This window comes from Bacillus cabrialesii (assembly GCF_004124315.2).
Classification (GTDB): Bacteria; Bacillota; Bacilli; order Bacillales; family Bacillaceae; genus Bacillus; species Bacillus cabrialesii.
The window spans coordinates 1,349,063-1,372,857 of record NZ_CP096889.1 but is presented as its reverse complement, the minus strand read 5'-3'; the positions used below and the strand labels follow the sequence as shown (position 1 = coordinate 1,372,857).

Annotated in this window: 31 protein-coding genes; 3 read left to right on the top strand and 28 right to left on the bottom strand. The window is 45.9% G+C overall.

Going from position 1 to position 23,795, the window contains the following annotated elements; translation table 11 throughout:
- Positions 1-39: 39 nt before the first annotated feature.
- The 25 genes from EFK13_RS07105 to EFK13_RS06985 all read right to left on the bottom strand — a co-directional run bounded on the left by EFK13_RS07105 (position 40) and on the right by EFK13_RS06985 (position 19,378).
- Positions 40-306, bottom strand: a complete 267-nt coding sequence (locus EFK13_RS07105) for a DUF2577 family protein (RefSeq protein ID WP_129505974.1) — start codon at positions 304-306, stop codon at positions 40-42.
- Positions 306-1,283 carry an XkdQ/YqbQ family protein gene (locus EFK13_RS07100; protein WP_064813267.1) on the bottom strand — a complete coding sequence of 326 codons (978 nt, stop codon included), beginning with the start codon at positions 1,281-1,283 and terminating at the stop codon, positions 306-308. Before EFK13_RS07100 ends, EFK13_RS07105 begins: the two co-directional genes overlap by 1 nt.
- 15 nt (positions 1,284-1,298) lie before the next feature.
- A complete protein-coding gene (locus tag EFK13_RS07095) occupies positions 1,299-1,958 on the bottom strand; it encodes a LysM peptidoglycan-binding domain-containing protein (RefSeq protein ID WP_024121074.1) in 660 nt (219 codons plus the stop codon).
- The gene (locus EFK13_RS07090; protein ID WP_129505975.1) at positions 1,951-6,255 is read right to left on the bottom strand and encodes a transglycosylase SLT domain-containing protein; all 4,305 of its coding nucleotides are present in this window, start codon (positions 6,253-6,255) and stop codon (positions 1,951-1,953) included. The genes EFK13_RS07095 and EFK13_RS07090 overlap by 8 nt, the downstream gene beginning before the upstream one ends.
- 10 nt (positions 6,256-6,265) lie before the next feature.
- Positions 6,266-6,403 (bottom strand): hypothetical protein, encoded by a 138-nt coding sequence (locus EFK13_RS07085; protein WP_072566146.1) that lies wholly within the window; start codon positions 6,401-6,403, stop codon positions 6,266-6,268.
- Between the two features lie 41 nt (positions 6,404-6,444).
- The gene (locus EFK13_RS07080; RefSeq protein ID WP_129505976.1) at positions 6,445-6,891 is read right to left on the bottom strand and encodes a phage tail assembly chaperone; all 447 of its coding nucleotides are present in this window, start codon (positions 6,889-6,891) and stop codon (positions 6,445-6,447) included.
- An 88-nt stretch (positions 6,892-6,979) separates the two neighbouring features.
- The gene (locus EFK13_RS07075) at positions 6,980-7,423 is read right to left on the bottom strand and encodes a phage tail tube protein (protein WP_003220592.1); all 444 of its coding nucleotides are present in this window, start codon (positions 7,421-7,423) and stop codon (positions 6,980-6,982) included.
- Position 7,424: 1 nt separating this feature from the next.
- Positions 7,425-8,825: a phage tail sheath family protein gene (locus EFK13_RS07070; protein ID WP_129505977.1), complete on the bottom strand. Its 1,401-nt coding sequence runs from the start codon at positions 8,823-8,825 to the stop codon at positions 7,425-7,427.
- Positions 8,822-9,040, bottom strand: coding sequence for a YqzN/YkzM domain-containing protein (locus tag EFK13_RS07065; protein WP_129505978.1), 219 nt, complete (start codon positions 9,038-9,040; stop codon positions 8,822-8,824). The genes EFK13_RS07070 and EFK13_RS07065 overlap by 4 nt, the downstream gene beginning before the upstream one ends.
- 3 nt (positions 9,041-9,043) lie before the next feature.
- On the bottom strand, positions 9,044-9,484 hold the full coding sequence (locus EFK13_RS07060) for a phage tail terminator family protein (protein WP_129505979.1): 441 nt from the start codon (positions 9,482-9,484) through the stop codon (positions 9,044-9,046).
- Between the two features lie 12 nt (positions 9,485-9,496).
- Entirely contained in the window at positions 9,497-9,982 is a 486-nt protein-coding gene (locus EFK13_RS07055) for an HK97 gp10 family phage protein (protein WP_129505980.1), read from the bottom strand.
- Complete coding sequence (locus tag EFK13_RS07050) at positions 9,979-10,335, bottom strand: YqbH/XkdH family protein (protein WP_129505981.1); 357 nt, start codon at positions 10,333-10,335, stop codon at positions 9,979-9,981. Before EFK13_RS07050 ends, EFK13_RS07055 begins: the two co-directional genes overlap by 4 nt.
- Positions 10,332-10,715 carry a protein YqbG gene (yqbG, locus tag EFK13_RS07045; protein ID WP_129505982.1) on the bottom strand — a complete coding sequence of 128 codons (384 nt, stop codon included), beginning with the start codon at positions 10,713-10,715 and terminating at the stop codon, positions 10,332-10,334. The genes EFK13_RS07050 and yqbG overlap by 4 nt, the downstream gene beginning before the upstream one ends.
- A 21-nt stretch (positions 10,716-10,736) precedes the next feature.
- Positions 10,737-11,672 carry a phage major capsid protein gene (locus EFK13_RS07040; RefSeq protein ID WP_129505983.1) on the bottom strand — a complete coding sequence of 312 codons (936 nt, stop codon included), beginning with the start codon at positions 11,670-11,672 and terminating at the stop codon, positions 10,737-10,739.
- 24 nt (positions 11,673-11,696) lie between these two features.
- On the bottom strand, positions 11,697-12,524 hold the full coding sequence (locus EFK13_RS07035) for an XkdF-like putative serine protease domain-containing protein (protein ID WP_129505984.1): 828 nt from the start codon (positions 12,522-12,524) through the stop codon (positions 11,697-11,699).
- Positions 12,525-12,543: 19 nt separating this feature from the next.
- Entirely contained in the window at positions 12,544-14,031 is a 1,488-nt protein-coding gene (locus tag EFK13_RS07030; RefSeq protein ID WP_129506159.1) for a phage portal protein, read from the bottom strand.
- A 3-nt stretch (positions 14,032-14,034) separates the two neighbouring features.
- Positions 14,035-15,336 (bottom strand): PBSX family phage terminase large subunit, encoded by a 1,302-nt coding sequence (locus EFK13_RS07025; RefSeq protein WP_129505985.1) that lies wholly within the window; start codon positions 15,334-15,336, stop codon positions 14,035-14,037.
- Entirely contained in the window at positions 15,333-16,130 is a 798-nt protein-coding gene (gene xtmA, locus EFK13_RS07020) for a phage terminase small subunit (RefSeq protein WP_129505986.1), read from the bottom strand. Before xtmA ends, EFK13_RS07025 begins: the two co-directional genes overlap by 4 nt.
- Before the next feature lie 117 nt (positions 16,131-16,247).
- Positions 16,248-16,757: a sigma-70 family RNA polymerase sigma factor gene (locus tag EFK13_RS07015; protein ID WP_129505987.1), complete on the bottom strand. Its 510-nt coding sequence runs from the start codon at positions 16,755-16,757 to the stop codon at positions 16,248-16,250.
- A 114-nt stretch (positions 16,758-16,871) separates the two neighbouring features.
- Positions 16,872-17,078, bottom strand: a complete 207-nt coding sequence (locus tag EFK13_RS07010) for an XtrA/YqaO family protein (protein WP_129505988.1) — start codon at positions 17,076-17,078, stop codon at positions 16,872-16,874.
- Complete coding sequence (locus EFK13_RS07005) at positions 17,071-17,424, bottom strand: XkdD/Y8K6 family phage-associated protein (protein ID WP_129505989.1); 354 nt, start codon at positions 17,422-17,424, stop codon at positions 17,071-17,073. The genes EFK13_RS07010 and EFK13_RS07005 overlap by 8 nt, the downstream gene beginning before the upstream one ends.
- An 84-nt stretch (positions 17,425-17,508) precedes the next feature.
- A complete protein-coding gene (locus EFK13_RS07000) occupies positions 17,509-17,676 on the bottom strand; it encodes a hypothetical protein (protein ID WP_129505990.1) in 168 nt (55 codons plus the stop codon).
- The gene (locus EFK13_RS06995) at positions 17,676-18,476 is read right to left on the bottom strand and encodes an ATP-binding protein (RefSeq protein ID WP_129505991.1); all 801 of its coding nucleotides are present in this window, start codon (positions 18,474-18,476) and stop codon (positions 17,676-17,678) included. The genes EFK13_RS07000 and EFK13_RS06995 overlap by 1 nt, the downstream gene beginning before the upstream one ends.
- Positions 18,376-19,212, bottom strand: a complete 837-nt coding sequence (locus EFK13_RS06990; protein WP_129505992.1) for a phage portal protein — start codon at positions 19,210-19,212, stop codon at positions 18,376-18,378. The genes EFK13_RS06995 and EFK13_RS06990 overlap by 101 nt, the downstream gene beginning before the upstream one ends.
- Positions 19,199-19,378, bottom strand: a complete 180-nt coding sequence (locus EFK13_RS06985) for a hypothetical protein (protein WP_129505993.1) — start codon at positions 19,376-19,378, stop codon at positions 19,199-19,201. Before EFK13_RS06985 ends, EFK13_RS06990 begins: the two co-directional genes overlap by 14 nt.
- A gap of 178 nt (positions 19,379-19,556) precedes the next feature.
- On the opposite strand from EFK13_RS06985, the gene xre reads away from it, so the two are divergent.
- Positions 19,557-19,898, top strand: a complete 342-nt coding sequence (gene xre, locus EFK13_RS06980; protein ID WP_003232719.1) for an HTH-type transcriptional regulator Xre — start codon at positions 19,557-19,559, stop codon at positions 19,896-19,898.
- 159 nt (positions 19,899-20,057) lie between these two features.
- A complete protein-coding gene (locus EFK13_RS06975) occupies positions 20,058-20,654 on the top strand; it encodes an ImmA/IrrE family metallo-endopeptidase (protein ID WP_129505994.1) in 597 nt (198 codons plus the stop codon).
- 43 nt (positions 20,655-20,697) lie between these two features.
- On the opposite strand, the gene EFK13_RS06970 is transcribed toward EFK13_RS06975, so the two are convergent.
- Both EFK13_RS06970 and EFK13_RS06965 read right to left on the bottom strand, forming a co-directional pair.
- Positions 20,698-21,534 (bottom strand): manganese catalase, encoded by an 837-nt coding sequence (locus EFK13_RS06970; protein WP_129505995.1) that lies wholly within the window; start codon positions 21,532-21,534, stop codon positions 20,698-20,700.
- Positions 21,535-21,607: 73 nt separating this feature from the next.
- Entirely contained in the window at positions 21,608-22,210 is a 603-nt protein-coding gene (locus tag EFK13_RS06965; RefSeq protein WP_129505996.1) for a poly-gamma-glutamate hydrolase family protein, read from the bottom strand.
- Positions 22,211-22,316: 106 nt separating this feature from the next.
- On the opposite strand from EFK13_RS06965, the gene EFK13_RS06960 reads away from it, so the two are divergent.
- Positions 22,317-22,694, top strand: a complete 378-nt coding sequence (locus tag EFK13_RS06960) for a PH domain-containing protein (RefSeq protein ID WP_129506160.1) — start codon at positions 22,317-22,319, stop codon at positions 22,692-22,694.
- A 35-nt stretch (positions 22,695-22,729) separates the two neighbouring features.
- Here the strand turns inward: EFK13_RS06960 and EFK13_RS06955 are convergent, their stop codons facing one another.
- The gene (locus EFK13_RS06955) at positions 22,730-23,683 is read right to left on the bottom strand and encodes an N-acetylmuramoyl-L-alanine amidase (protein ID WP_129505997.1); all 954 of its coding nucleotides are present in this window, start codon (positions 23,681-23,683) and stop codon (positions 22,730-22,732) included.
- Between the last annotated feature and the right edge of the window lie 112 nt (positions 23,684-23,795).

Here is a 23,795-nt window from a genome sequence, read left to right as displayed (position 1 = left end):
ACATGCTAAATAAAAACCCCTTCGTGCGAAGCGGTTTGTCTATACTTTATCTAAAATAAAAAACGATTGCCCGCCAGTCAGAGCCGCGGTCATGACGCGGTCCCCCGGCTCGAGTGCATCATCTTCTCCGGACTGCATTCGTTTTGGGATGATGAGGGCGTCTGCCGGTATAATCAGTTTGTTGTTTTCTTTTAATTTGATTTCAACAGGAGAAACCGAAACCACCTCAGCCGAAAGCAGCTCCACCGGAGACTCAGCGTCAACTGCGCCGACGGCCAAATGTTTAATCGCCTCACTTAATCTCATCAGGACACTCCTTCCGGCATCGTATTCTTTTCGACAACATCAATCGTCATCGTATGTTTCGTTCCTTTAAATTCGTGCCGGTCCGTATCTACCCAATAGGTTTTCTTGATCCCGGCCTCCGGAATGGAAATATAGACAGGCAAGCCGCTCTGCACTTCCGGAATGCCGACCGCCTGAATATTTTTCAGTTCTTTTTTCACGCCTTTTTTTTCAGCAAGACGGACATCTGCCCGCTGCTGAAGCTGTGCCTGGTTGATGTCATCTGTAACCGTTTCTGTATATTGAAGCACACCGTATTTGTTTAAGCCTGAACCGTCCTTGGCAGACGCTTTATACGTCTTATTGTCCTTCTGCCGGCGGAGCACCACCCGTGTTGCAGTGTCATTTATAGAAGTGCTGTATTGGTAGCCCGTAATATTGACGCCGGTTTCCAGCACCCATACCTCTGACGGATCTGGCCAAGCGCGCAGACCGAGCTTTCCTTTTTCCGAATACAGCTGATAATGTCGTCCGGTCTGGCTTTTCGTCTGTTTTAACGCTTTTAAGATGATGTCATACAGAGTCGTGTCATTTTTAATGACAAGGCTTTTGATCGTATGGCCTGTATTCGCAATCGAGGCAGTCGGAATTTGGAAATCATTGGCGATCCTTTTGATCATCTGATCAGCCCGCTGGTTGGAAAAGACGTACACATCCTGGTTTTTGACCAGATACTGAAGCATATCGTATGCGCTGAAAGCAAGCGTATGCTCGTCCGGGGTTCTAGCAAAAACAATGCCCCGAAAAAGCTCTTTTCCCTTCCACTTAAATAAGACCGTATCTCCTTCTGTAACGCTGTAATACGTCTGGTCGCCCTGTTTGATGACAATAGTCGCTTCAATGGAGCGCGGCGCCTGATAACGATGGCCTTCCAGCGATACGCTTTCTGCCACCAGCTCAAGCCATTCTGTGTCTTTAATGACGAACAGTTCTATCATCACACATCACCTGTTTCATTGCGGAATCTTTAATTTTTGGCCGGGAAAAATCCAGTGGCCCGGCTGCCTGATGTTTCGTTTGCTTCGTTTGATCATTGCTGTTTTATTGGCGTTCCAAATTTTGCGCCATTGCGTGCTGTTCCCGTAAAATCTGCCGGCAATGTCCCACAGCGTGTCTCCCTTTTTCACTGTATAGGTTTTCGGAGAAGCCTTCGACGGGCGTTTTGCCTTTGTTTTTTTCTTTTGCTTGATTTTTCGGGGGGAAGCGGTTTTGTATTCTTTTAATTGAATATCAAACGAGCGATCGCCGATATCCTGCTGGCCTTCGCTATAGGAAAAACCTTCAATACTGCAAGTTAAATTCACTTTAGTTCCCGTAATCAAAAACTGAACCGGTTTTTTGGCCTTCATCCATTTTTCAATTTTTGTTATCGCATTTTCCGGCGACGGGAAGTTTTGATATTCAGCTATCGGGCTGTATTTCTTCGGAAAAAACGAAGAGAACGAAATTTCTTTCGCTCCCTGTTCGTCAATAAATGTAAGGTCACCGAACTTGGCTACTTTAACCGTCTCATTTTGTACCGTATTTGAAATATTCAGCTGATCGGGAAGAACGGGGAGCCGCAGCTTGTCCTTCCCTTGTGAAATCCAAAACTCATATACGGATTTAGTCAAATGCAACGACCCCCTTCGTTCCAACATTGATATCCTTTTGCAGTTCATCTATAAGCGCCTGCTTGATTTTCGCCGCTAGGCTTTCGGCGTCTTGTCCATTATGGAAGTGCTGGTCACCGTTAAATTGAATATAAATCTCTTTTGATCCGGAAACTGCTGACGTCGGCCGGCTAGCTGAAGTAACTGCTGAAACTTGTCCCGATGAAAGCTCAGACTGCTGGGATTGAGATGGATCTGTCACTTCCATGCCAAGAGCCTGCGCCGCTCTCTGAAGGAGGTAGCGGCCGCGTATGCCCCGCTCCTCCGGAATGATCCATTCCCGCTTGTTTCCTTCACCGACACGGGCGATTTGTTCTTTTGTAATCAGTCCGCCGTTGGCATAACCGACATAGGGACCGCCACGTTTCAAGCTTTTAATACCAGGCACATTGTCAATTGAGCCGTATCTACTTTTGATGTAGCCAATCGCGGCAGCGGCATTGTGAATCGGGTTTCTGATGTTACCCATGCCCGGTGCTTTATGAGCATTGAACGTGGTTGGAACTGTCTGCATGAGACCTTGTGATGGATTTCCTGCTTTTGCGTTACTATCCCACAGGTTAATAGAGTTAGGGTTGCCCCCTGATTCATACTGTGCAATCGTCATTAATCCCGAGAGCCAGTTCAATGGTGTCTTTGTGGCCATCATTGCAGCCATAAGCCACTGTTTCACATTTCCGCCTACTGCACCCATTCCGGAATAAGCTGCTGCCAGTGATCCAGCTTGTTTTTCAGCATATTTTTTCACATCGACAGAATCCAGACCTTTTACAACACCAACAGAGGCAAAACGTCCCAAGCTCATCATGACACGAGAAGGTGAATGGATATCTAGCTCCTCACGAAATGCCTTCTCAACTTTTTTCGCCAGTTCCTTGGCAGCCTCATGGACTTCACTTGCCTTTGAAGTCATGCCTGAAACAAAATTCCCAATCATTCCGGTTCCCCAGCCGTTTGATGATTCTTTAGACTTCAAAAACGGCTTATTCACATGAGTATTTACGTACTGATCAGTCCCGGTTTGTGAACTATTTTGACCGGAAGCAAACCCTTTGATTGTACCGGTTCCCCATGAAGAGGATTTATTAACAGTGTTCTGAAATGGTGTTTTGACTTTCGTCTGTAGGAAGCCATCCGTTCCGGTTGCCGTACTGTTCTGACCGTTAGCATAACCATTGACCACCTGTTTTCCGTAATTCGGAGAGTAGGAGATCAAATTTTTCATAGGTTGGCCAACGTTTTTCTGTTTCCAAGTATCCATTGAAACGACATTATCGCCAATACCTTGATCAAAGCCTTGCGTGAACTGTTGACCGAAAAAAGCAGCCTGTTCATTAAGGCTCGATGTATCAACGGTAGGAGACACTGTAGCGGAAACTGTTGCTCCGCCAGCTAGAGGTGAAACAGCTGTTTCTCCACCTGCTGATGAAGCAGAAGCCATGTCATCAACAACGCTCATTCCTAGTTTAGAAGCGGCCTGAGAAAGAAGCATTTTACCGCGGCCCTTGTTGTTATCAACAGGAATCACAAACTCTTTACCCGCTTCACCAATCCATGAAATGGTTGGTTTCGTAATATAGCCACCCGTCGCATTCCTTTCAGTTTCAAGAACGCTTTTTTGTTTAGGGAAAATACTTGTAGGCGCTGATGATTGAGACTGGACAAGACCAGCAATTCCTCCGCCCCCGCTAGTATTTTTACCGGATGAAGACTTACCGGTTTCCTTTATTGTTAATCCAGTAGCTTCCTCACCTCTACCGATAAGGTTATTTATGAACCGTCCTCCAGCGCCGGCCAATTCTTGGAGTTTAATGACCCACCAGAAGGTATCTTCAAACTTCGTCTTAATTCCGTCAGCTATTTTCTCTAACGGTTCACCAACATTTTCAGTGAACCATTTTTCAACGCCTTTCCAAGCGTCTTTAACTGCTGTTATAGCTGACTCAAATTTTTCTGTAATGGATTTTTTGGCATCTTCCACTTTCGAGACAATTGGATTCCAAACGTTTTCACTGAACCATGACGAAACTGCACTCCACTTGTCAGAAATCCATGTCCATGCTTCGTTAAGCTTTGTCCAGATCCAGTTTGCTGCATTAGTGACAGCATCACTTACTGGCGTCCAAACATTATCCATGAACCAAGTTGAAACTGTAGACCATAATTCTGAAATAAAAGTCCATGCTTCGTTGATCTTCGTCCAAATCCAATTTGCTACGTTACTAACAGCTGTACTGATTGGGTTCCAGACGTTGTCATAAAACCAAGTTGCCACTTGCAGCCATTTTAATTGGATCCAAATTCGTGCATAATCAATATGCGCTTGGATCCAGCCGGCAACAGTTGCAACTGCATTACTAATCGGATTCCAGACATTATCCATGAACCAAGTTGAGACAGTGGACCAAGTGTCTGAGATCCAAGTCCAAGCGTCATTTATTTTTGTCCAAATCCAATCAGCAGCATCAGTGACACCGTCAACTAATGGATTCCAGACGTTATCCATAAACCAACTTGAAACAATACTCCACAGAGCTTGGATACCATCCCAGGCAAATAAAAAGGCACCTACTACTAAATTTATAATCGGAACTGCAGTGTTATAAATAGGGGTCCACACGTTATCCACAAACCAGGATGACACGTCATTCCAGGTATCAGTCAGCCATTTCTTAGCATCCTCAAATTTATCGGTGATCTTATCAATCTTATCTCCGGCCCAATCACTAACAGGGGTCCAGACATTATCCATAAACCAATCCGAGAAATCAGACCAAGTATCGCTGATCCAATCGACAGCATTTTTCGCACCGTCAACAATTCCATCCCATGCTTTTGAAGCGCCGCCATCATCAAACCATTTTCCGATAGAGGATCCCAAATCAGAACCTCCGATACCGCCAGCGATACTACCGACAACTCCGCCGACAGCAGTGCCGACAACAGGAACGACAGAACCAACGGCTGCTCCCGCGGCTCCACCAGCAGCAGCTCCGCCAAGATTCCCCGCAAAGGAACCAACTTTTTCACCTGCATTTTCTTTGTTCATCCCGAGCAAATCGGTTGCCGCTAATGCAGTTCCTAAAAGAGGTATACCTTTCGCAAATTTCCCCAAACCTTTTAAAGGCGTTAAAACTTTCCCCCATTTTGAAGAGTCGGTGGCAGTGGACCTCATACCTCCAAGCCAGTTTCTGAACTTAGAACCAGAATTTCTTCCGCTTGTGGCACTTTCTCCTGATGCACCGCTCTGACGTCTTCGTAATACCTCGCCTGGAACTCTCAGTGTTCGTCCTGAATTCCTTGCACTTGTCGGACTTTTTCTTTTTTTATATCTTTTGTTGGCTTTGCTTCCAGAGCTATTACCTCCGCACCCACAGCAGCAGCAACAGCATCTCTGCCCTGTGTTGCGTTTATCAACTTTATCATTACTCTGCGTATTCCCAGGCGCAGTATTTGCTTCATTATCATTTTTTTTCAATCCAGGAATTTTTTCAAATAACGAGTCAAGAATCGTTTCTATTACTTTATCTTTAAATGCTGTTCCGAAGTCTTCTAATGTTTCCATAAACCAATTCTTTTTTTCTTCCGGTTTCTTCTCGCTTATCTTATCAGCAGCTAATTTTTCTTTAGCGATAATCTTAACTGTATATGTTTTTTCAAAATCTCTTAAAAGGGCCGTAATTCGATTAGCGTTTTTTGTTATCTCATCAATCACTTTTAATTTAACTGTATACGTTTTTTCAAAATCTCTTAAAAGGGCTGTAATTCGATTAACGGTTTTTGTTATTTCGTCAATCACTTTTAATTTAACTGAATACCCATTTTTAAGGTTCTTTTGCAAATATCCCAATATTCGTTTTGTAGCTGGGGTGATTTGATCATTGACGAAAAGACCGACTGAAAACTGATTTCCGCTCAACATTTTTCTTATTTTTTTATAGGCATCTGTTACATGTTCAATTAGACTTACAGTAATGTTTCTTTCTTTTGGGAGCCGTTTCAGCTTATGCTCAATAACATCAAGTCCGGCAGTAGCCTGATCATCAAGGACCACTTTGACTTCAAGTGATTTTGCGAATTTCAAAACAATATAGTCATTGATCTTTCTCAATTTGTAAAAGGCTTGGTCCTCTGCCTTAATACTGATTTTGATTTGTCGATTAATGGTTTTCACCTTTTTTTCGACCATTTGAAACCCTTTATGAATTCGTTTTAACTTTTTAGAAACTTTATCTTCCAGGTCAAAACGAGCTGTCAATTTAGCGATATTATGTACCTCCTTTCCTCGATTCTTTTTCCATTAATTCAAGCTTATATCCAATCAGCCCATACAAAAGCGCCTTAAAGTTTCTGGGCGCTTCATACAGTTCTAATAAATCTGATGGAGAATAATGAAGCTCGTGCATCGCATAGTAGAGATACACGGCTTCTTTATGCCCATCCTTGATTAGTTTTTTGCTTCTTCTTCCAGATCCTCTAATTCATCTTCAAATCCATTAATCTCAATCGCTTTGTTTAACCAGTTCGCGTATTCGCCTCCAACTGAGAGGACACGTTTCGCAACTTCTACCGGGTCGGCCGTTTTGTATGCTTCTCGAAGCTCTTTTGAACGGAAGTCCGGATAAACGGTTGATTCAACTGCGATTCGGGCATAAAAGCGCTGGCTGTCTAAATCTTTTACACGGCCTCTGCCTTTGACATTTTTATACGTTGTTGTTTCTTTCTCTAATTCATCAATGCGCTCCGTCGTGATCGCTTTAAAAATAAATGGCACGATGTTCCCTTGTTTATCAACAAAACGCTTTGAGATCGGCACTTTGATTTCTTCAGCTTCAATTGTTTTTCCCGGCATAAAAAAGGAAAGATCATATACGTTTTCGTTCTTCTCGCTCATGTAAAAAACTCCCTTGTCTTTTGATTGGTCTCATTATGAAAAACAGACCTTTCTGCGAAAGGTCTGCGTATGGCAATTTCAGTTTTGATTAAAACGTGTCAGAAAGCTTTTCAGGCACGTCGAAGTCTTCGAATGTAAATGGCACTTCTTCTTCTAACGCTTCTGAATCGACATCAAGGCTTGCGATTTTGGCAGAGTCAAAGTTGACGTCGTACAGCGTGACTCGCTCTGTGCCTCGTCCGGATGATTTATCGTCCAGCACGGCTTGGAGTGTGAAGTAAGGGTCGCTGCCTTTTTTGACGTAGTCCATCATCAGGATCACGAATTTGGATGTGACTTTATAGAACGTCGCTGTCCCGGTTCCGTTTGCCCCTGTTGTTTTATGGCCTGTCATGCGCCGGCCCATAATGTTTACTTCAGACTTGTTTTTCTCGACGTTTGCTTCAAATGTTTTGATGTGCGCCATTTCCTCGCCATCGAGAAATAAGCGGCCTTCTTTACCTGAGATTGTGTTTTGTGCTTTTAATGCCATATTAGTTTACCTCCACATTAAAGTAGAATTTTTCTGCTGCGTCGACAGGCTGTACAGCCAGGTCAATCAAGAAGCCGTCACGGTCTTCATTCATTGAAATGGTGATATCTTCATCAGAATCAAAGCCAGTGATGCCGCCAGCATCCTGAAGAGTTGTCATGTATTGTGTGATCATCGTTTTCACATACTGCAGTCCGTCTTCAGACGCCGGAATATCGCTTCCGCTGCCTTTTCTCGATTTAATCAAGGCTTTCAGCTCGCGTGTTAAATCATTATTCACAGCGTCCAAGACACGGACGATTTTGTTTTTCGCGAACTTTTTGTTTTTCTCAGCTGTGAACGTAACGAGTGAGTTAATGTCCTTTTCTACGCTGACGGATTTATCGCGGGCATCGAATGTGAATAAAAATTCACCTTTGCCCAGTCGTTCAACAATCGTATCGTGGTCAAGGCGGTGCAGCACATCAACCGCGCCTTCGTACTCTACGAATGTAAGTGATTGGTTAAAGGTTGCTCCTGCGCTCGCACCAGCTACCCAAGCCGTTGCTTTGTCCGGTGTAACTTCCGTGCCATCTTCCAGCAGGACACCTTCTGTTACGTTGATGATGCCTTCATAGTCACCGGCATAATTGGCTGTGACGCCTTGCACTTTTTGTCCTTGGCCGTCGCGCAGACGCTTAATGAAAGCAGCAAATGTCGCCTTCAGCTGATCCCCTTCCGCAACTGGCAGCACAATCACATCAAAGTTCTCCGTTTCAGCCGCAGCTAAGAAATCTGTATAGTCGGAGTTGACAGGGGCTTTATCTGTACCGCCGGATAAACGGATTCCAGCGGATGCATTCAACGTTTCAGCGGCAGTTTCTCCTTCTGATCCAGTGAGCGGAATCGTAGAAGAAAGATCGCCTGTTCCGGTAAAGGTGACATAGCCGTTGGCTTTTAATTCTTCAGCCTTTTTGACGGTCTGTTTATCAACCTCTGATTCATCCATATACGTTGTCACGTCAAAAGCAGCGCTATCAAGCACATTTGGGTTAATTCGGATGATAATGTCATTTCCTTTTGATCCGCCGTATACGGCAGTCGCTTTGACGCCCTCAGCAATATCAGCAGACGCTCGGACACCTTCGGTTAGACGGTACATTAATACCGTTTGCGCATTTTTCTTCGCTTCACGCAAAAGCAATAAAGATGGATCATCAATGCTGAGGCCCACTTTTTTGTTTAAATCCTCGACGCTGGAAATGGAGACGAACGTTTTTGCTTCGCCCCAGCTTGATGCGACCGGAAGTGCGACTGTCCCCCGTTCACCGAGTGACACCCGCTCCTGCGCTGTCGTTTTAAAGTTAAAATAAATGCCTGCACGTTCTTTTTCTTTACCTGTTGTAAATGTTCCGCCATTCATGATGACATGACCTCCTTAGTTAGAAATGTTTGAATCAATTGTTTAGCTTGTGATTTCGTCATACGTGTTTGATCCACGCCAAATAAAGCCCCCTGAAGGATATCCGGCTTAACGCCGAACAATTCCTTCGCGTGCGTAATCAAATCCGCTGTATCAAAAAGAGCTTCCCGGCTCTCTGTATGTACAGCCTTCTTCTGTTGTTTGTCCTTTGCCACCCTTTATTTCACCCCGCTGTTCATGTCGATATCCTGTAAGACAGGCTGTTCTGTTTTGTAATAATAATATCGGCTGCTCCACCTGATCACCATGACCGCCTCGCCCCTGTCTCCCACCCTTGTCTCAATTCGGGTGATGCGAACCATATCCCCCGTTTTTTCACCGGATTCACTGAGCAGCGGAACCATATTCCTCGCTTCTCTGATGGCATCCGCGAGCCTGTCCGCTTCATCCAGCGCCTGAACGGAGTCATGATGAAACAGCTTCACACTGAGACTGTAGGTTTTTTTAAATGTGGAGACCGTATCTGTTTCCTCGAAAACAGATGGCGATGGGACGTATAACGACGGCACCTGAAACTGATCAGGCAGCTCACGTTCATAAATGGGAACAGACCACTGGCCGTACAAAAACGCCATGATCGATCCTGTTTCGCTGTTCATCCTGCTCCTCCTTTACAGCTTCTTCAGCCACTGGCGCAATTTGCTTTCCAGCGATGTTTCAAACAGCTGTTCATATAAAAGCAGCGCATGATCCCAGTAGCTCGTGCCCGGGATCCATTTTCTCTTGAGCGCCATTCCCGTTGAAGCCGCGGGATCATACATAAACCGCGAGCCTTGAAAATGCCCCGGCACCCACCTCACATCTTCTTTTGACGTCCAATGGCCGTCATTCAAAAATGAGGCGTAATCAAGCTGTGTGCCCACTTCAAGCGAAAGCCCGCCGCTTTGCACAATCCAGAGATTGTCCTCCGCGCCTTTCTCGAACGAGCTGAGCAGTTTTTCTGTATCAATCGTTTGTGTGCTGATGAGTTCAGATTGGACGATCTCCAGAAAATCTTGCCCGCACTCCTCAAGCCAACGGGATGCCTGTTGAGAAAAGCCGCCTGAGGCCGCTTCTTTTAATGAGGCATTCAGCTGTTTCAGTCCCGTTATTTTCATAGGCTTTCATCCCTGACCGCGATGACTTCCCAATGATGATGCCTGATCTTTTTCGGTAGCTTTAGTATATATGCGTGATCCTCCCAGATGACTTTATCGTTCACGCGGATGTCCGCTGACAACGGAAAATGGACGAGAAAGCTGTGATATACAGTTTGATCCGGCTCCTTCTGGATCAGCTGCTGCGTTTTTTCAGTGAAATAGCAAGAGACATCTTGTTCATCAGGTGTGTCAGGATATGAAATGACCGGCTGCAGCTTGTCCGCTGGAATGCCGAACCGGCCAGCAGACGGCACTTGTGCAGCCTCATGATAAATGTCACAGCGGTGCATGAGCATCTGCTGATAACTCATAAAGACCTCACCTTCAGTCTGGAGGATTCAAGGACGTAGCCCGGCGTAATAAACTCTTCGAGCAAATGATACACCTCAGGCCGCTGAATGCCGCTTTCTCCGGAAACCGTATAGGAATAATCCCCCATTTTTTCTGACTGATAGCTTGATGAGGCTGATTCATCGCTGTTCACAAGCGCAAAATACTGGGCAAGCTTTACTAAAGCCAATTTCGCCTTGTCGGGCAGCGGGTCATAAACGCTGTCTTCAAAGCGGTGGCCCGTGATGAGAGCCGCTTCCGCTTCCGCCTCGATGATATCCCGCGCCAGCAGTTCCTCCGGCCTGTTTTTCACTCGATCATAGATCGAATAGGAGGCTACGTCAGTCGGTTCAATGAGCATGAGCTGACCACCCCGTTTCTATTATTCTTTTACGTTAATTAATTTCGCGCAGGCATCCTCTTCCTCGAACTTGCTGTCGAGCTTGGCCGTTAAGACAATAATGAATTTACGGGAGCGGATGTCTTTGTCGACTTCAATTCGGATATTGCGGGAGAAGCCGAGAATGATATTTTTCGGATGTGTGAGAATGATATCAGAAGCGTCATATTGCGCGTCTCCCTCACCGACTGTGTACGGCTGAATATTGGATACCCCTTTAACCGGTACGCCGAACGCTGTTGATAAGCCGCCCTGAACAGCCTGGTCCCCAAGGTTTGTCTGGCGGTCTGCCACGCGGTCCTTCCATTCAACTTCTAAGCCGTGAGACGTATAGAATCTGAATTCCTGAGGAATGCGCAAATATTTCGGCGGAACAGCCTTTAAGCCTTTTTTGAATGTCGCTCTGGACAATTCTTCACCGTTCATATCAACGATGTGGGACACCGCTTGTTTGCGAATGCCGTCCAGCTGCGCCAGATACGGATCAGTTGATGCAGTATCACCGTTTACAATCAGCTCTTCAATATCAACGGCTGCGCGCTCGGCTAAAATTTGCATGATCGTCTGCTGCAGGCCGTCTTTTTCAATGTTGTTTTCGAGTGTGTCATACGTGATGTTGATTTCCGCAATGACTTCCTTCGTATTCAGCTGGACAGTGCTTGTCGTTGGAACTGTCAGCTCGTCGTTTGACAGTGCTTTTCCTTCTTGAGCAGCCCGCAGAATACGCTGGCCGAAGCCGATTTTCTCAAATTTTTGCGAGTCATTTTCCATTTGAATCACGCGGGATTCACTGAAAATGGTCGGCGTGTTTTGCACCATGCGGATAAAAGCCGACGCTTGCGCAGGGTTCATTAATCCGCCGCTTTTTAAAGCAGAAAGCGACATTTCCGCTTTCCGAATGATATCTTGATTTCTCAATTGATTTCCTCCTCTTTGACTGGTTTACAGCAGTCCGCTCCAGATTGATTTTTTGACTTGCTCTGCATTGCCGCCCGTTTCGTCCGCTGTCTGTTTAGACGCGCCTCGCGCTTTTTCCAACGCCTCGATGCGCTCGATAAGCGGGGCAAGCATATCCTCAACGAGCTTTTTCAGACGCTCGTCATCACCCGTCTGCTCAGGCTTTTCCTCCGTGTCTGTGTTTTTTTCAATCCGCTCAAGCCGTTTGAGCAGAGGGTAAAGCGCATGCTCGAATGATTCTCTCATGTCTTCTTTTCTCATTTCTTCAGTCTCCTTCCCTGTTTTGTCAGCCAGCATCTGCTTGAACACACTGAAGAATCCCGCTTTTTCAACCGGTTCTTCTTCATACACATCAGCAGTGCCCGCCATGCTGTAGCCGGTGATGATGCCGGCCTTAATCTGTTCCCACACCTCGTCAGACGCTCTTGTCACGAGCACCCACGAGCCCTTTGTAATCTGCTTTGACCCGATCATAAAATCATCAGGCGCCACATATGACTCGACTACGACGCCGGTTCCGCCTTCAAAGCTGTGATTGATATCAATCTCCCGCGCCTCCGCGAGAAAGCCGTGCGCCGCTTTTTCAATTTCCTCCGCGGTCATAAAATCGCCGTGGGCATCAGGAACATCAGGCTCATACACGATTCCGTACACGAGCTTTTGTTCATCCTGCTCACTTTTGGTAAACAGCCGAACCTTTTTTTCAAATGCCGGGGGTCCGGCTGACTTCGTAAAGAAAAATTCTGTCTGGTTAGCCGCCTTGTCCACATAACTGACAAAGCTGATTTTGGCATTTCTTAATTCCCGCGCCACCTGCTTGATTCACCTCCCTTCAGGACGTTTTGATCGCTTCGATGCTTTCTTTCAGCTCCTGCATGAGCGCAGTCAGATTTGTTTTTTCCGCATCCTGTCCTGCGGGCCGTTTATAGATTTCCTCAGGCCATTCCTCCAGCGTTTTGCCAAGCACACGTCCGGCAAGGTCGCGTAAATCATTCGGCGAGACCGCTCCGGCTGTAATAAAAGGACCGAGCACTTTCGCAATCTCAAGGGGATCCCGAAAGTCCGGTCCTTTTAATGTCAGCCTGACATCATGGATATTCAGCTCCGGCAAAAGCAGCGTGTTCAGTTTATTTACGAGCGTTTTTCGCTCCGGCTGAAATACCTGCTCCTCCGTAATTTTTCTGGCGGTATCCGCTGTCGCCCGGTTGTATTCCTGAGCCTCGCCTGTATACAGCGGCGGGAGGCGGAACGCCGAGCGCAGCTTATTTCTGCTTTTTTCATCGTATTCAAGAAACAAAGCGTCGTTTTGGAGAATTTCCGCCAAGGATTTGATTTCCACGGACACCGGCGTGATATCCTCGCCCCCGTGGAGATCCTTCTCTTTTGCGATTCCTTCCGCTTCAATCAGGAGAAATTTATGGGCGTTTTCCACGCCTTCAAGATCATTCATGTACTCTTGCAGCTCCCGGTAAGAAGCTTCCGACAGCATCCCGTTTTCCACTGTGATGGCAGCGGGTACGTGACGGCCCTGCTTAAAATACATGAAATTGAGCTCTTCCGCTTTTCGCGCTCCGTATAAATTGACGATATTGCCAACCCAGCGGGGCACGCCGTATACGCCGCTTCCGATTTTGAGGTGAATGGCTTCATTTGCTTGGTACTTTTCTGCCAACGTGCTCACATATTCACCGGTGCGCATGTCCATGTTTCGCGGATCGCCGTATTCTTTGAAAAACACTTTCTTTCCATTGATCATCTGCACAAATTTCCGGAAGCGTTTTTGCCGTTTGATTCTTTTCATTTTTCCGTTTTCTTCATACATAAAAGATACTTCGACAGGCTCCCCGGCTCCGCATACACGCATATTTTTCACATCTAAATATTCGATGCCGGCCGGTTTTCCCATTCCGTCGCGCAGCACTTCCATAAAGCCGTTGCCTGTTTTTTCTCTGTCTTCGATGGCATAGCCTAAAATCATTTCAGCAGATTCGTCAAAATGAAGGCATTTATAAAAGGCTTCAAGTCTGGACCAATCTTTTTCCGCTCTTTTCTTTTTCGTCTGATCGACGTCGCTCGCGTTGACATCAAACGTATACTCAACATCGAAGCCAAAACCTGTAATGTTGACTCTGTACGCATCAATGCATTGCTGAAGAATCGTCGAATATTCTGCAATGGTTTTGAGCTCGATGATGTTGTAGGGCGGTGCGATAATATCCTCTCCGTACAGCTCAGAAAAGTCATCTTCATAGATTTGCTTTGTCTGAGGAGCGGCGCCGTTGGCTTTGAATACAGTCGCTCTGACTGTTTGATTATGCATCATTTATGACCTCCTCCTTTCCCGGTTCGGCCGGATTCGTTTGTGTGCTGTCTCTTTCATATCAGCCACTTCATAATCATCAAGCGCATACCAAATGGCAGATAGCGTATGCGGGTCAATCGTGAATTCATCTTCAATCAGCGCGCCGTTTTTATCTTTGGCGTACGTCAGCGTCTTGAGTTCATAGATGACATTTTCACAGCGGTCCGAACAGAAGATCTTTTTGAATCGTTTCACCTTTTTGGTGTATTGAAGCCTGGAGCCGGGAAACTTTCTGGCTCCGACCATTCGAAAGCCCTGCTGGCGGAAATATTGGATGCTTTTCGGCTCAGCGGAGTCGGCTTTGATCAATTCCTGTGTGTCAATAAACTCACGCAGCTCCTCAGCCGTCCTGTCATCTGTCATTTTGTTTTGATAATACTCCCAATAAATATAGAGATATTTTTTTTCAGGATCAACGGCGAGCCGAACAACGGCATTGTAGGATTCCTCAAATCCAAAATCCATGCCTGTGCGAAGAATCGGCTGGCCGATGGCTGCGATGCGTTCTTTTACTTGATCATGCGGGAGCACCTCGAACTGCGGCAGCACCCTGATCCCATTGACGCCAAATCGTCCTTTACGGGCAATCCGGTATAGGTCAGGATCATACGCCTTGAGTCCGTCAAGCTGTTTCACATAACTTTTCGGGAGAAAGAGGTTATCGTTCGCTGTGGAATGATGATAATACGTATCTCCCTTCACAATCGTCCGCTTTTCGTAAAGTTCGCTGTCATCAAGCACAAACCGTTTATTGCGTTCATCCCGAAAAAAATGCCGGTACGTCCAGTTGGAGGTGCCGACGGGATTGGTGGTGCAGATCATATGAAGCTTCAGCCCAGGGTGGCGAAGACGGCCGATTAATTCCTTAAAGCCTTCATACTTCACCTCTGAGCATTCTTCAATCCATATCAATGAAATGTTATGAACTGATTTTAATTTCGCAGGATTGTCCATTCCTTTAAACATGATCCGGCTGCCGTTTTGAAACCGCAGCTGCAGCGGGGAAGAAAGAGATGCCGCAGCCTTTGTGAGGCCGAGCTCTTCAATCACCTCTTGAAACAAGGCGAAGGTCGAATCCCGATGGGTATCGAACACCTCGCGGATGACAAGAGCCGTCCGTTTTTCCTTCAGCAGCTTTAACACGATTTTCAATGCGGTATGATAGCTTTTGGATGAGCCGTAGCCGCCGACGAGAAACTGGTACGTCTGCTCCCAGTTGAACACGTAATCTTCGAAATGAGGGTTGATTTCTTTTACAATCATGGCTTGTCCTCTTTTCGTTTGATCATGATTTCAATCGGCGCTTGGCTGTCATCTGTTTTCTCCGCTTTTTGTTTGGCAAGCTTTAATTTCTCGTTTTCAATTTTTTGTTTCAATTGATCCGGAAACAAATCAAAATATAAGGACAGTTTCTCGAGCGCCTTCATTTTATCGGCGAGCTTAATGGCGATGCCTTCTTTGCCAAGCTTCGCTTCCGTCACAATGGTGCCGTCAACGAGCCCGGAGTCTTTGACATCGACAAAGCTGATTTCCTTCATAATCGGGTTATCATCTTCATCGAACAGCGGCCCCGATTTTCCGACAGCCTGGACCTCTTTTTTTCCGAAGGTCACATAGTCCGTAATATCCGCAAACGCGATCTTGATATAAACCTGCAGCACATCCATCGCTTCAATAAACATTTCATTGACCATTTCTTTTTTAATGCGTCTGATTTCAGCAGCGACCTTTTCATTCTTTAACAGCCTGCTGCCCGTCACATGGGCGCTGTCCGGAGAATAGCCCGCTTTGATTGCTGACTGTGTGGCATTGAAGCTTTTGACGTAATACAAGCAAAACAGCCGCTGGCGTTCATTTAGTTCATCATTGTCTATGCAGCGCTGTTTTTGTTCGTTTCTGGTTTCAGAAAACAAGGCCTCTTTCCATTTGTCTTGTTTCTTCCAGATGCCGATTGTTTTCGCGGAAACGCCGATGATGTCCGCGATCGCCCGATTTGTGATGTTTCCCTGATGTTGTTGATAGATTGCTAATGCTTGTTCGCGCTGTTGTGTTTTCATGCTACGGCATCACCGCCACCTCCAGCATGGATGTCTATTCATAAAAGCGGCTGATCTCGCCAGCCGCTTATGTGTCATGCTCTATTCACTTATAGGTGGCAAACGTATGACAAGCATTCAGGCAAGGGATCGATTCATTTCCGCCTGCTGTCTTTGCATCTTTATGATCGCCCGTTTGATGGTCGTTTGCACAGTGGATTTTTTCACGCCGAGAAGATCAGCGATCCGTTCATAGGAAAAGCATTCTACCTTGTGCAGCAAAAACATTTCTTTTTCTCTGTCCGTTAACAGGGATAACGCTTCTTGGATTCTCTCTCTGTCTTCTTCTGATATCTGGCCGTCCGGCTCAAACATCATAGCGCTGGAAAATGATTCGATGATTCTCGGGTCTTTGATCATCAGCCGCTGGTAGGCGTCACGCCGGTCAATCGCCCGTCTGATGCCGGGCTGTCTTCCTTTTTCAAGCCATTCTGTTACATATTCAAGATCAGTAATCATATTTCTGATGATTTTTTTATCCTTCAGCTCTTCAGCTGAAAGCACGGATTCATCTGCCTCAGCGAGCGGTTTATATTGTGTTCTTGTTTGTTTGAGCGTGCGTTTATATTCAAATAGTAAGTCTTGCATTCTATGATCCTCCTTATTTTTGGCAATAAAAAACGGACACCAATCAACGCACAAATGCTGTGCAGTTGATCAGTGTCCGCAGGCTTTCCGTCTTGGACGTATTCTGTTTTCGCTTTAGTTTAATTTGTAGCCGATTTCAAATTCCACGCGGGCAAGGTCGCCCTTTCTCGTTTCGACGAGCGTTTTTCCATGCTCCGGCGCTTCTGTGATCCATGCTTCCTGCTTGATGCCGTCCACTATAATCACGCGGATTTTCCCCTCCTCCAGCTGGCTCTCCAGTGTGATGGAATCGATATTCAGCAATTTTTTTGGATTAATCATGTTTCTTTTCCTCCCTTTCTGATTCAGCTCTATTTTTAGCCTTTTCTAATAGCTGAATGATGCGCTCCTTAGAATGATCAGAATTCCCTTTCAGAAAATCAAGAGCTGCTTCAGACGCTTCCAGCAGTTCGGGCGCAGCCGCCATCAACGCGGCATTGCTTTTTTGCGAATAAGAGCTGAGGTCGAATACAGCGGCGATCAGCCGCCCGTTTGAATATGGGAATCTTTCTTTTTCTTCTTCACTGTAAGCTGAATAAATATAAATCGGTTTCGTATCCCCGCACGGGACAGCACGCCAAGGCGCAGGGCTTTTCTCTGCCTGTTTTGTTTTTTCCAATAGCTTCACTTCCCGTCTTCCTTATACCATTGTTCAATGTTTTTTTCGGTTCGCTTTGCCCGAAACAGCAAAGCAATGAAAGCGGCCAGCTGTTTAATCACGGACATTCATCCTCGCTTTTTCCGCTGTCAGCATTTGCTCCAGCTTTTGAATGACCGGCGTTAAATCCGTACCGGACCGGCAGTTCGGACATGGATGGAAAACAGCTCCAATCCCGGTATGTTCCACAATGACTTTCTTTGTTTGACAAAGCTTGCACATTATTTGACGCCCTCCAGTCTATGGTTCAGCTCGTAGGCTGATCCTTTGATAATCACTAAATAGTCGCTGCACATTTCGTAGATTCTCGTGCCGAGCGCTTCATCGACCCGGACAAGTGTTTCAATCGTCAGCTCGCTCGAAAGCAAAATCGGTTTATGATTTAAGTAGCGGTAGTTAAGCACCGAATACATTTGCTCTAATTGCCAATCTGTAGCGCGCGGTTTGCCATTAACCGGTTTAAACAGGTCATCTATGAACAGCACACCCGCCTGCTTCATCCGGCTCAGCTTCTGTTCCAAAAGGTCAAAGTCATTTTTCAGATCGGTAAAGCCCTCCACGAACGGAAAATAAATGACCGGCACGTGGCGAGTTCTCATCAATTCATTGGCCGCAGCAGTCAAAAGGTGCGTTTTCCCTGATCCGGGCTGTCCTAAAAGGGCGATGCTGTTTTTCCGGCTGTCCTTGATTTGTTCGTAATCTGCCACATACTCTTTTGCGCATTCAAACGCGTCTTTTATGGCCTGCGGTTTTCCCTCCGTGCGAAATTCTCTGAAGCCCAGCTGTCTAAAGGCGTGTGTAATCTCACTTGCGCCAAGCAGCCGCTTCACCCTCCGTTCTGCCATGCAGCTGCACATCGTCCAGACTTCCAGGCCGTTCTTGTGAACGAGATAGCCTCCCTGATCCTTGCATTGCGGGCAATCATACCTGCTTGCGTCTGATTCGGCCGGTTTGTCCGCCAGTAATGGACGTCTCCCTCTTCTCAGTTCGTCCAAAATGTGCTCGATTGTTCGTTTTGTCATGTCTTTCCATCCTCTCATGTTGAATTGCGGCATTTTTTTTGGCCTGCTGCGCGAAAAATCGGTCTTCAATGAATTTCGAGCAGTAACGAAAGGCCTTGATTGTTTCTGAAGCGGCGGTTCGCCGGTTTTCAAAGGCTTGAAAGCATTCCTCAAGCCATTTGATTGTTTGCGTCACTGGAACGCCGATGGCGACAATACGGGCGATGGCTTGATAATCTCTTGAGGAAGGATACACGGTGCGTCCTTCTTGAGCCGACCGTAATTGTGTAAACCGCTTCGCAATGTGATCCACTGCATCATCAGCAGCAGTATATGTGTTTGTTTTATCTTTATCAGAGCGGACATCTGTGTCTGGTGCCTGCGGCGAAAATGCCCGTTCCTTTATGCTCCGTTGGGCAACTTTGTCCGATCTGAAGCTGAATTTTTTGGAATGCTTGACCGAAATCATCAGTCCGTATGGCGCACGGACAGCCTTGATGTACTCATTGGTTTCGAGAAGCTCTAGCCATCTTCTGACGGTTTTCTCACTTACGCCGAAGACAGCCGCCATTTCTCTCGCTTTTAACGGCTTATGGCCGAGCACGATTCCCCATCTTACGCCGTCTTTTTCAATTTCTTTTGTTGTTGAACTGATAAACCAGAGAAACAGCCATAGCGCCGGGCCGATTTTGTCATAATGTTCTGAATTCAATAACCCTGAATATGTAGGAAAAGGATAGCTTTTATCGGTTTTCATATGCTGCCGCTTCCCCTTTTAACATCATGTATGTTTGAAACTGTTCTTGTGTTTCAAAGCGGAACACCGGAAGGCCGCATGCCGTAAACGAAATGGTGCCGCCGGCTTGTCCAAGGTGGCGCTGATCTATGGGATTTTCACTAAAAACAATGTGGATCGGATACATGTGATCACTCTCCTGATCTTTTTTCGATACGTTTCGTATCAACTGTTACCAAGTATAAACGATACAATCCGTATCATCAAGTAATTTTTGATACTTTTTTTATCATAACTTTATTTTGATACAGATTGTATCTATAATCATAAGTAACTTAGGGAGTTTGAAAAAGAGAGGTCATAGTATGATAGGCGGCAGATTGAAGAGTCTCAGAGGGAAAAGGACACAAGAAGAAATCGCATCTCACATCGGTGTGTCGCGGGCACGATATTCCCACTATGAAAACGGGCGAAGCGAACCTGATTACGACACACTCCAAAAGCTGGCTGATTACTTTCAAGTAACGACTGATTACTTATTAACAGGGAAAGACAAAAAATCCGACGACGATATGTTTTCAGATCCGGACTTGCAGCTTGCATACCGCGATATGCAGGATTTTTCCCCGGAAAGCAAGCAGCAGGCCATCGAATTTATCAACTATTTAAAAGAAAAAGAGAAAAACCGCAAACCGAAAAATAAATAACTTTCTCTGTTCTCTAAAACATATAAAAAATAGACCGATATAAAGAAAAAAGTGTTTATTTTTTTAAGAAAAGGGAAAGATTTCAACACACTTTCCAGTCCTATAAGGGCTTTTCTTTCTCGCTAAAAATAGAACACATGTTCGAAAGGGAGTATTCAATTGGGCGATTACTTATCACATCTGGAGGAATACGTAAAAAATTTATACAACCGGCTGGGCATCACCTCTCCCCATCACATTGACATGCTGAAAATCGCAAAGGACCTGGATATTTGGGTTCATTTTGAGGATATGGGGAGCATGATGGTCAAATACGACGGTATGTACAGTATCGTATTGAACCAGAGAAAATCACGGGAAGAGCAATGGGAGGATTTTGGCCATGAACTGTGCCACGTGTTAAAGCATGCAGGCAATCATTTTCAGATGAACAAGCTCTTTCGGGAACTGCAGGAATTTCAGGCGAATCAATTTATGTATCACTTCTGTGTGCCAACCTTTATGCTGTTGCAGATGGAACTGCCGCAATGGAGAAGCCAGGCGCTTGCCACAATCGCGGCGGTATTCCGGGTAACAAAGGAATTTGCTGAAAAAAGGCTTGAAATGTTTGAACGGCGTAAAGCAGGTATTCAATTTCAGAAGCGGCTCGCTTACTTATTATCCAACAAGCGGCCAAATGTATACGAGGAAGGCGATCAGCAGCACTTGCAGGTTGCTGAAGAAAAATCGTTATATCATATCGGCAAAAACAGCTGATAAAAAAGGGCTGGGGATATTTGTCCTCGGCCCGGAATAAGTATTAATATTTTGACATCGGAGGAATGGTATTCTGCAGCCACATTGGCGCCGGTTTAAGATGAGGCGCAGACGCGAACGCAATCGGCGCCGGGATATACCTGAACTCGCCCCGGCCGTCAAAGGCTTCGCCATGAGCCCATCTTCCTTGTGAGCTTTCATCCCCTCTGGAAAAGTTAAACAGGTCATAGGCCACTTCCCCCTTTTCGAGCTCACGCGGGAACGTCGTTGGAACGACAATATCCCGTTCTCTTTCTTCCAGCTCTTTAATGGCCGCATACCACATATTTTGATGATAAGTATCCCTTGCAATCAAAAATGACAGCATATCTCTTACCCCTGGATCATCAGTCATGGCATAAAGCCGTGTCACCTGAAGGCGTCCTTGGGATTCCGCATTTAAGTTGGCGCGAAAATCCGCGAGCAAGTTTCCGCTTGAAATAATATATTTGGCATTCCATGGATATCCTTCGCTGTCAGCCGCCATCGCGCCCAAACCTGCGACAATTGCATGCTGCGGGTTCATTCCGGACAACACTGCCGCCACAGCGGGATCACTTTTATAAGCATTTTCCTGCACATCAGCCGGTGCATTGTCCAAAAGCCTGGAGATCATCGTTGCAAGCATTTCCACATGCCCGATCTCTTCTGTACCAATATCATAAAGCAAATCTTTATATTTCGCGTCTGCACGGCAGTTAAAACCCTGAAACAAATATTGCATCATAACACTGATTTCACCGTATTGGCCACCCAGCACCTCTTGGAGCTTTTTCGCATAAACCGGATCTGGATGAGCAGGCTTAGCTTGATATTGAAGCTCTTTAATATGATAAAACATATTCATTCCTCCCTACACTATCGCACAACCACAGCGTATGAAGAAATGGGCCGATCGTGCAGGTCCGTTTTATTCAATCATAAAAACCAAGTTTAACAGCTTCCACATATCGACAAAACAAATCATTTTGTATGTAACTTTCATTGCGGCAGCCAAAATTTCGGAACAACGCCTTTCGCTGTGCCGAACTTACTTCCAATTGCAGTCCCATTTCCCTTTTCGTCCGATTGACAATATTTTTCGGATGCACACCTGCCAGCCGGTCTTCCTCACTCGTGAGCTCAGCACTGAAGCCCGCTTCATTCAGCCGCTCGCAAATAAGCTCGGCTTTTTTACGATCCGCGCCTCCGACCAATGTATGCGGTGTTTTCGGATCATGATACCCATGAAATGCTAGTGCATAATGGTGGGCGTTCACTTTTTCTAAAGCCAGCGGCTCGTCAAAACGTGTGCTTGTCAGGTGCAAGGAACGATTGTCCCGCTTCTTTACACCTTCAAACAAATAAATCGAGCATTGATCGGAAAATGCCCGCACCAGCTCACTGACGCCAGGCTCAATTCTGCCGCCGTGGGGACCGAGGACGATATGCTCACTTCCGGTTTTCTCCTCATAAATAATCCGGTACTCCGATTCAGAAGCAGAAAGGGCTGCAAAGCTGTCATACATATCTTTCATTTGAACGCTCTCCTTCATCAGTCAGCACCAGTTTACTCTAATTCAATAATGAATGAAAACTTTTTTTATAGTATGATTGGATAAAATACGTACCAGGAGGTATATGATGGGATTTATTGATGGTTTACTTGGCAATGCGTCAACACTGTCCACGGCTGCGGCGAAAGAAGAACTGGCTCATATTTTGCTGGAGGGGGAGAATGTCAATGCTGCATTTAAACTGATTCGCGATATACTTGTCTTTACTGAGAAGCGGCTTATTCTTGTAGATAAGCAGGGAATCACAGGGAAGAAAACGGAATTTCAATCGATTCCGTACAAAAGCATTTCCAGATTCAGCGTGGAAACAGCCGGACGCTTTGACCTTGATTCAGAGTTGAAAATCTGGATTTCCGGCGCGGAGCTTCCCGCTGTCTCGAAGCAGTTTAAAAAAGATGAAAGCATTTATGATATTCAAAAGGTGCTTGCCGCAGTTTGTCTGTAAGAAGAACGGAAGCCTGGCAGCTTCCGTTTTTTTAGTTACAGCTTTGCCTCTATTTTCGCTTTCGTTTTCGGACCGTAAATCCCATCTGCCGTTAATCCGCTGACAGACTGAAAACGTTTCACAGCATTTGCTGTTTTCGTGCCATAGATGCTGTCAACGCCGTGATTTTTCGCTCCTTTATCAGGATAAAAATAAAGGGCGGCTAAAGCGGTCTGCACTTGCTTAACGTTTGTCCCTTTCGTAAGCGGGCTTGTCACTTTGATCACTCCGGATGGGAGCGGATAGGAAGACGCGGCATGGCTTTTAGAAGAAGATGCCGGCTGTGGCAGCTTAATCACCTGTCCGACTTTGATGTGATTCGGGTCGGTGATACGGTTTATGCTTTGCAGTGTTTTCACACTAACACCGTGTGATGCGGCAATCCCTGACAGTGTGTCGCCTTTTTTCACATGGTATTCAGACGCCGCAGAAGAGACTGAAGCCTTTTTCGCTGATACGGCTCCGTTTAGCTCCTTCTCAATTGCCGCCTTCACTTGATCCCAGCGTCCCTCTGATAAAATGCGGTGCGGGCAGTACTTTCCGCTCCAGTCCTGATGCTTTCTCACCCGATCAATTCCCCAGCCGCGCTCCTTCAAAAGCTGTGCGACAAATGAAATCGCCAAGGCTTCGGCTGCCTCATACTTTGGACCTCCCGATTTGCTGTAGCAAATCTCTACGCCGATTGATTTGCGGTTACCTGTACCGTTTGTGCCGTCTCCCGTATGCCAGGCGTTTCGGTTAAGCGGCAGGCCTTGAATCACCTCTTTATCATCCACCGCAAAGTGAAAGCTTGTCGAGCTTGTGTTCCCGATCATATAGCTGATTTCATTAGCTGCTGACGCATCGTTTGCCGTGTTGTGAATGGTAATGTATTCAGCGGACATTGCATTTGGGCACTTCAGCGCGTATTTTGCCTCAGAAACCAAATTTTTCTTTACTTGAATGCTCACCTATCATCTCTCCTTTTTCTTTTTCACCAATAGGTGGCATTCGTAGGACGAAAAGCTCATACATACGTCACCGGAATATGGATCATTGTGTTAAACTGAAGTTCAAAAGGAG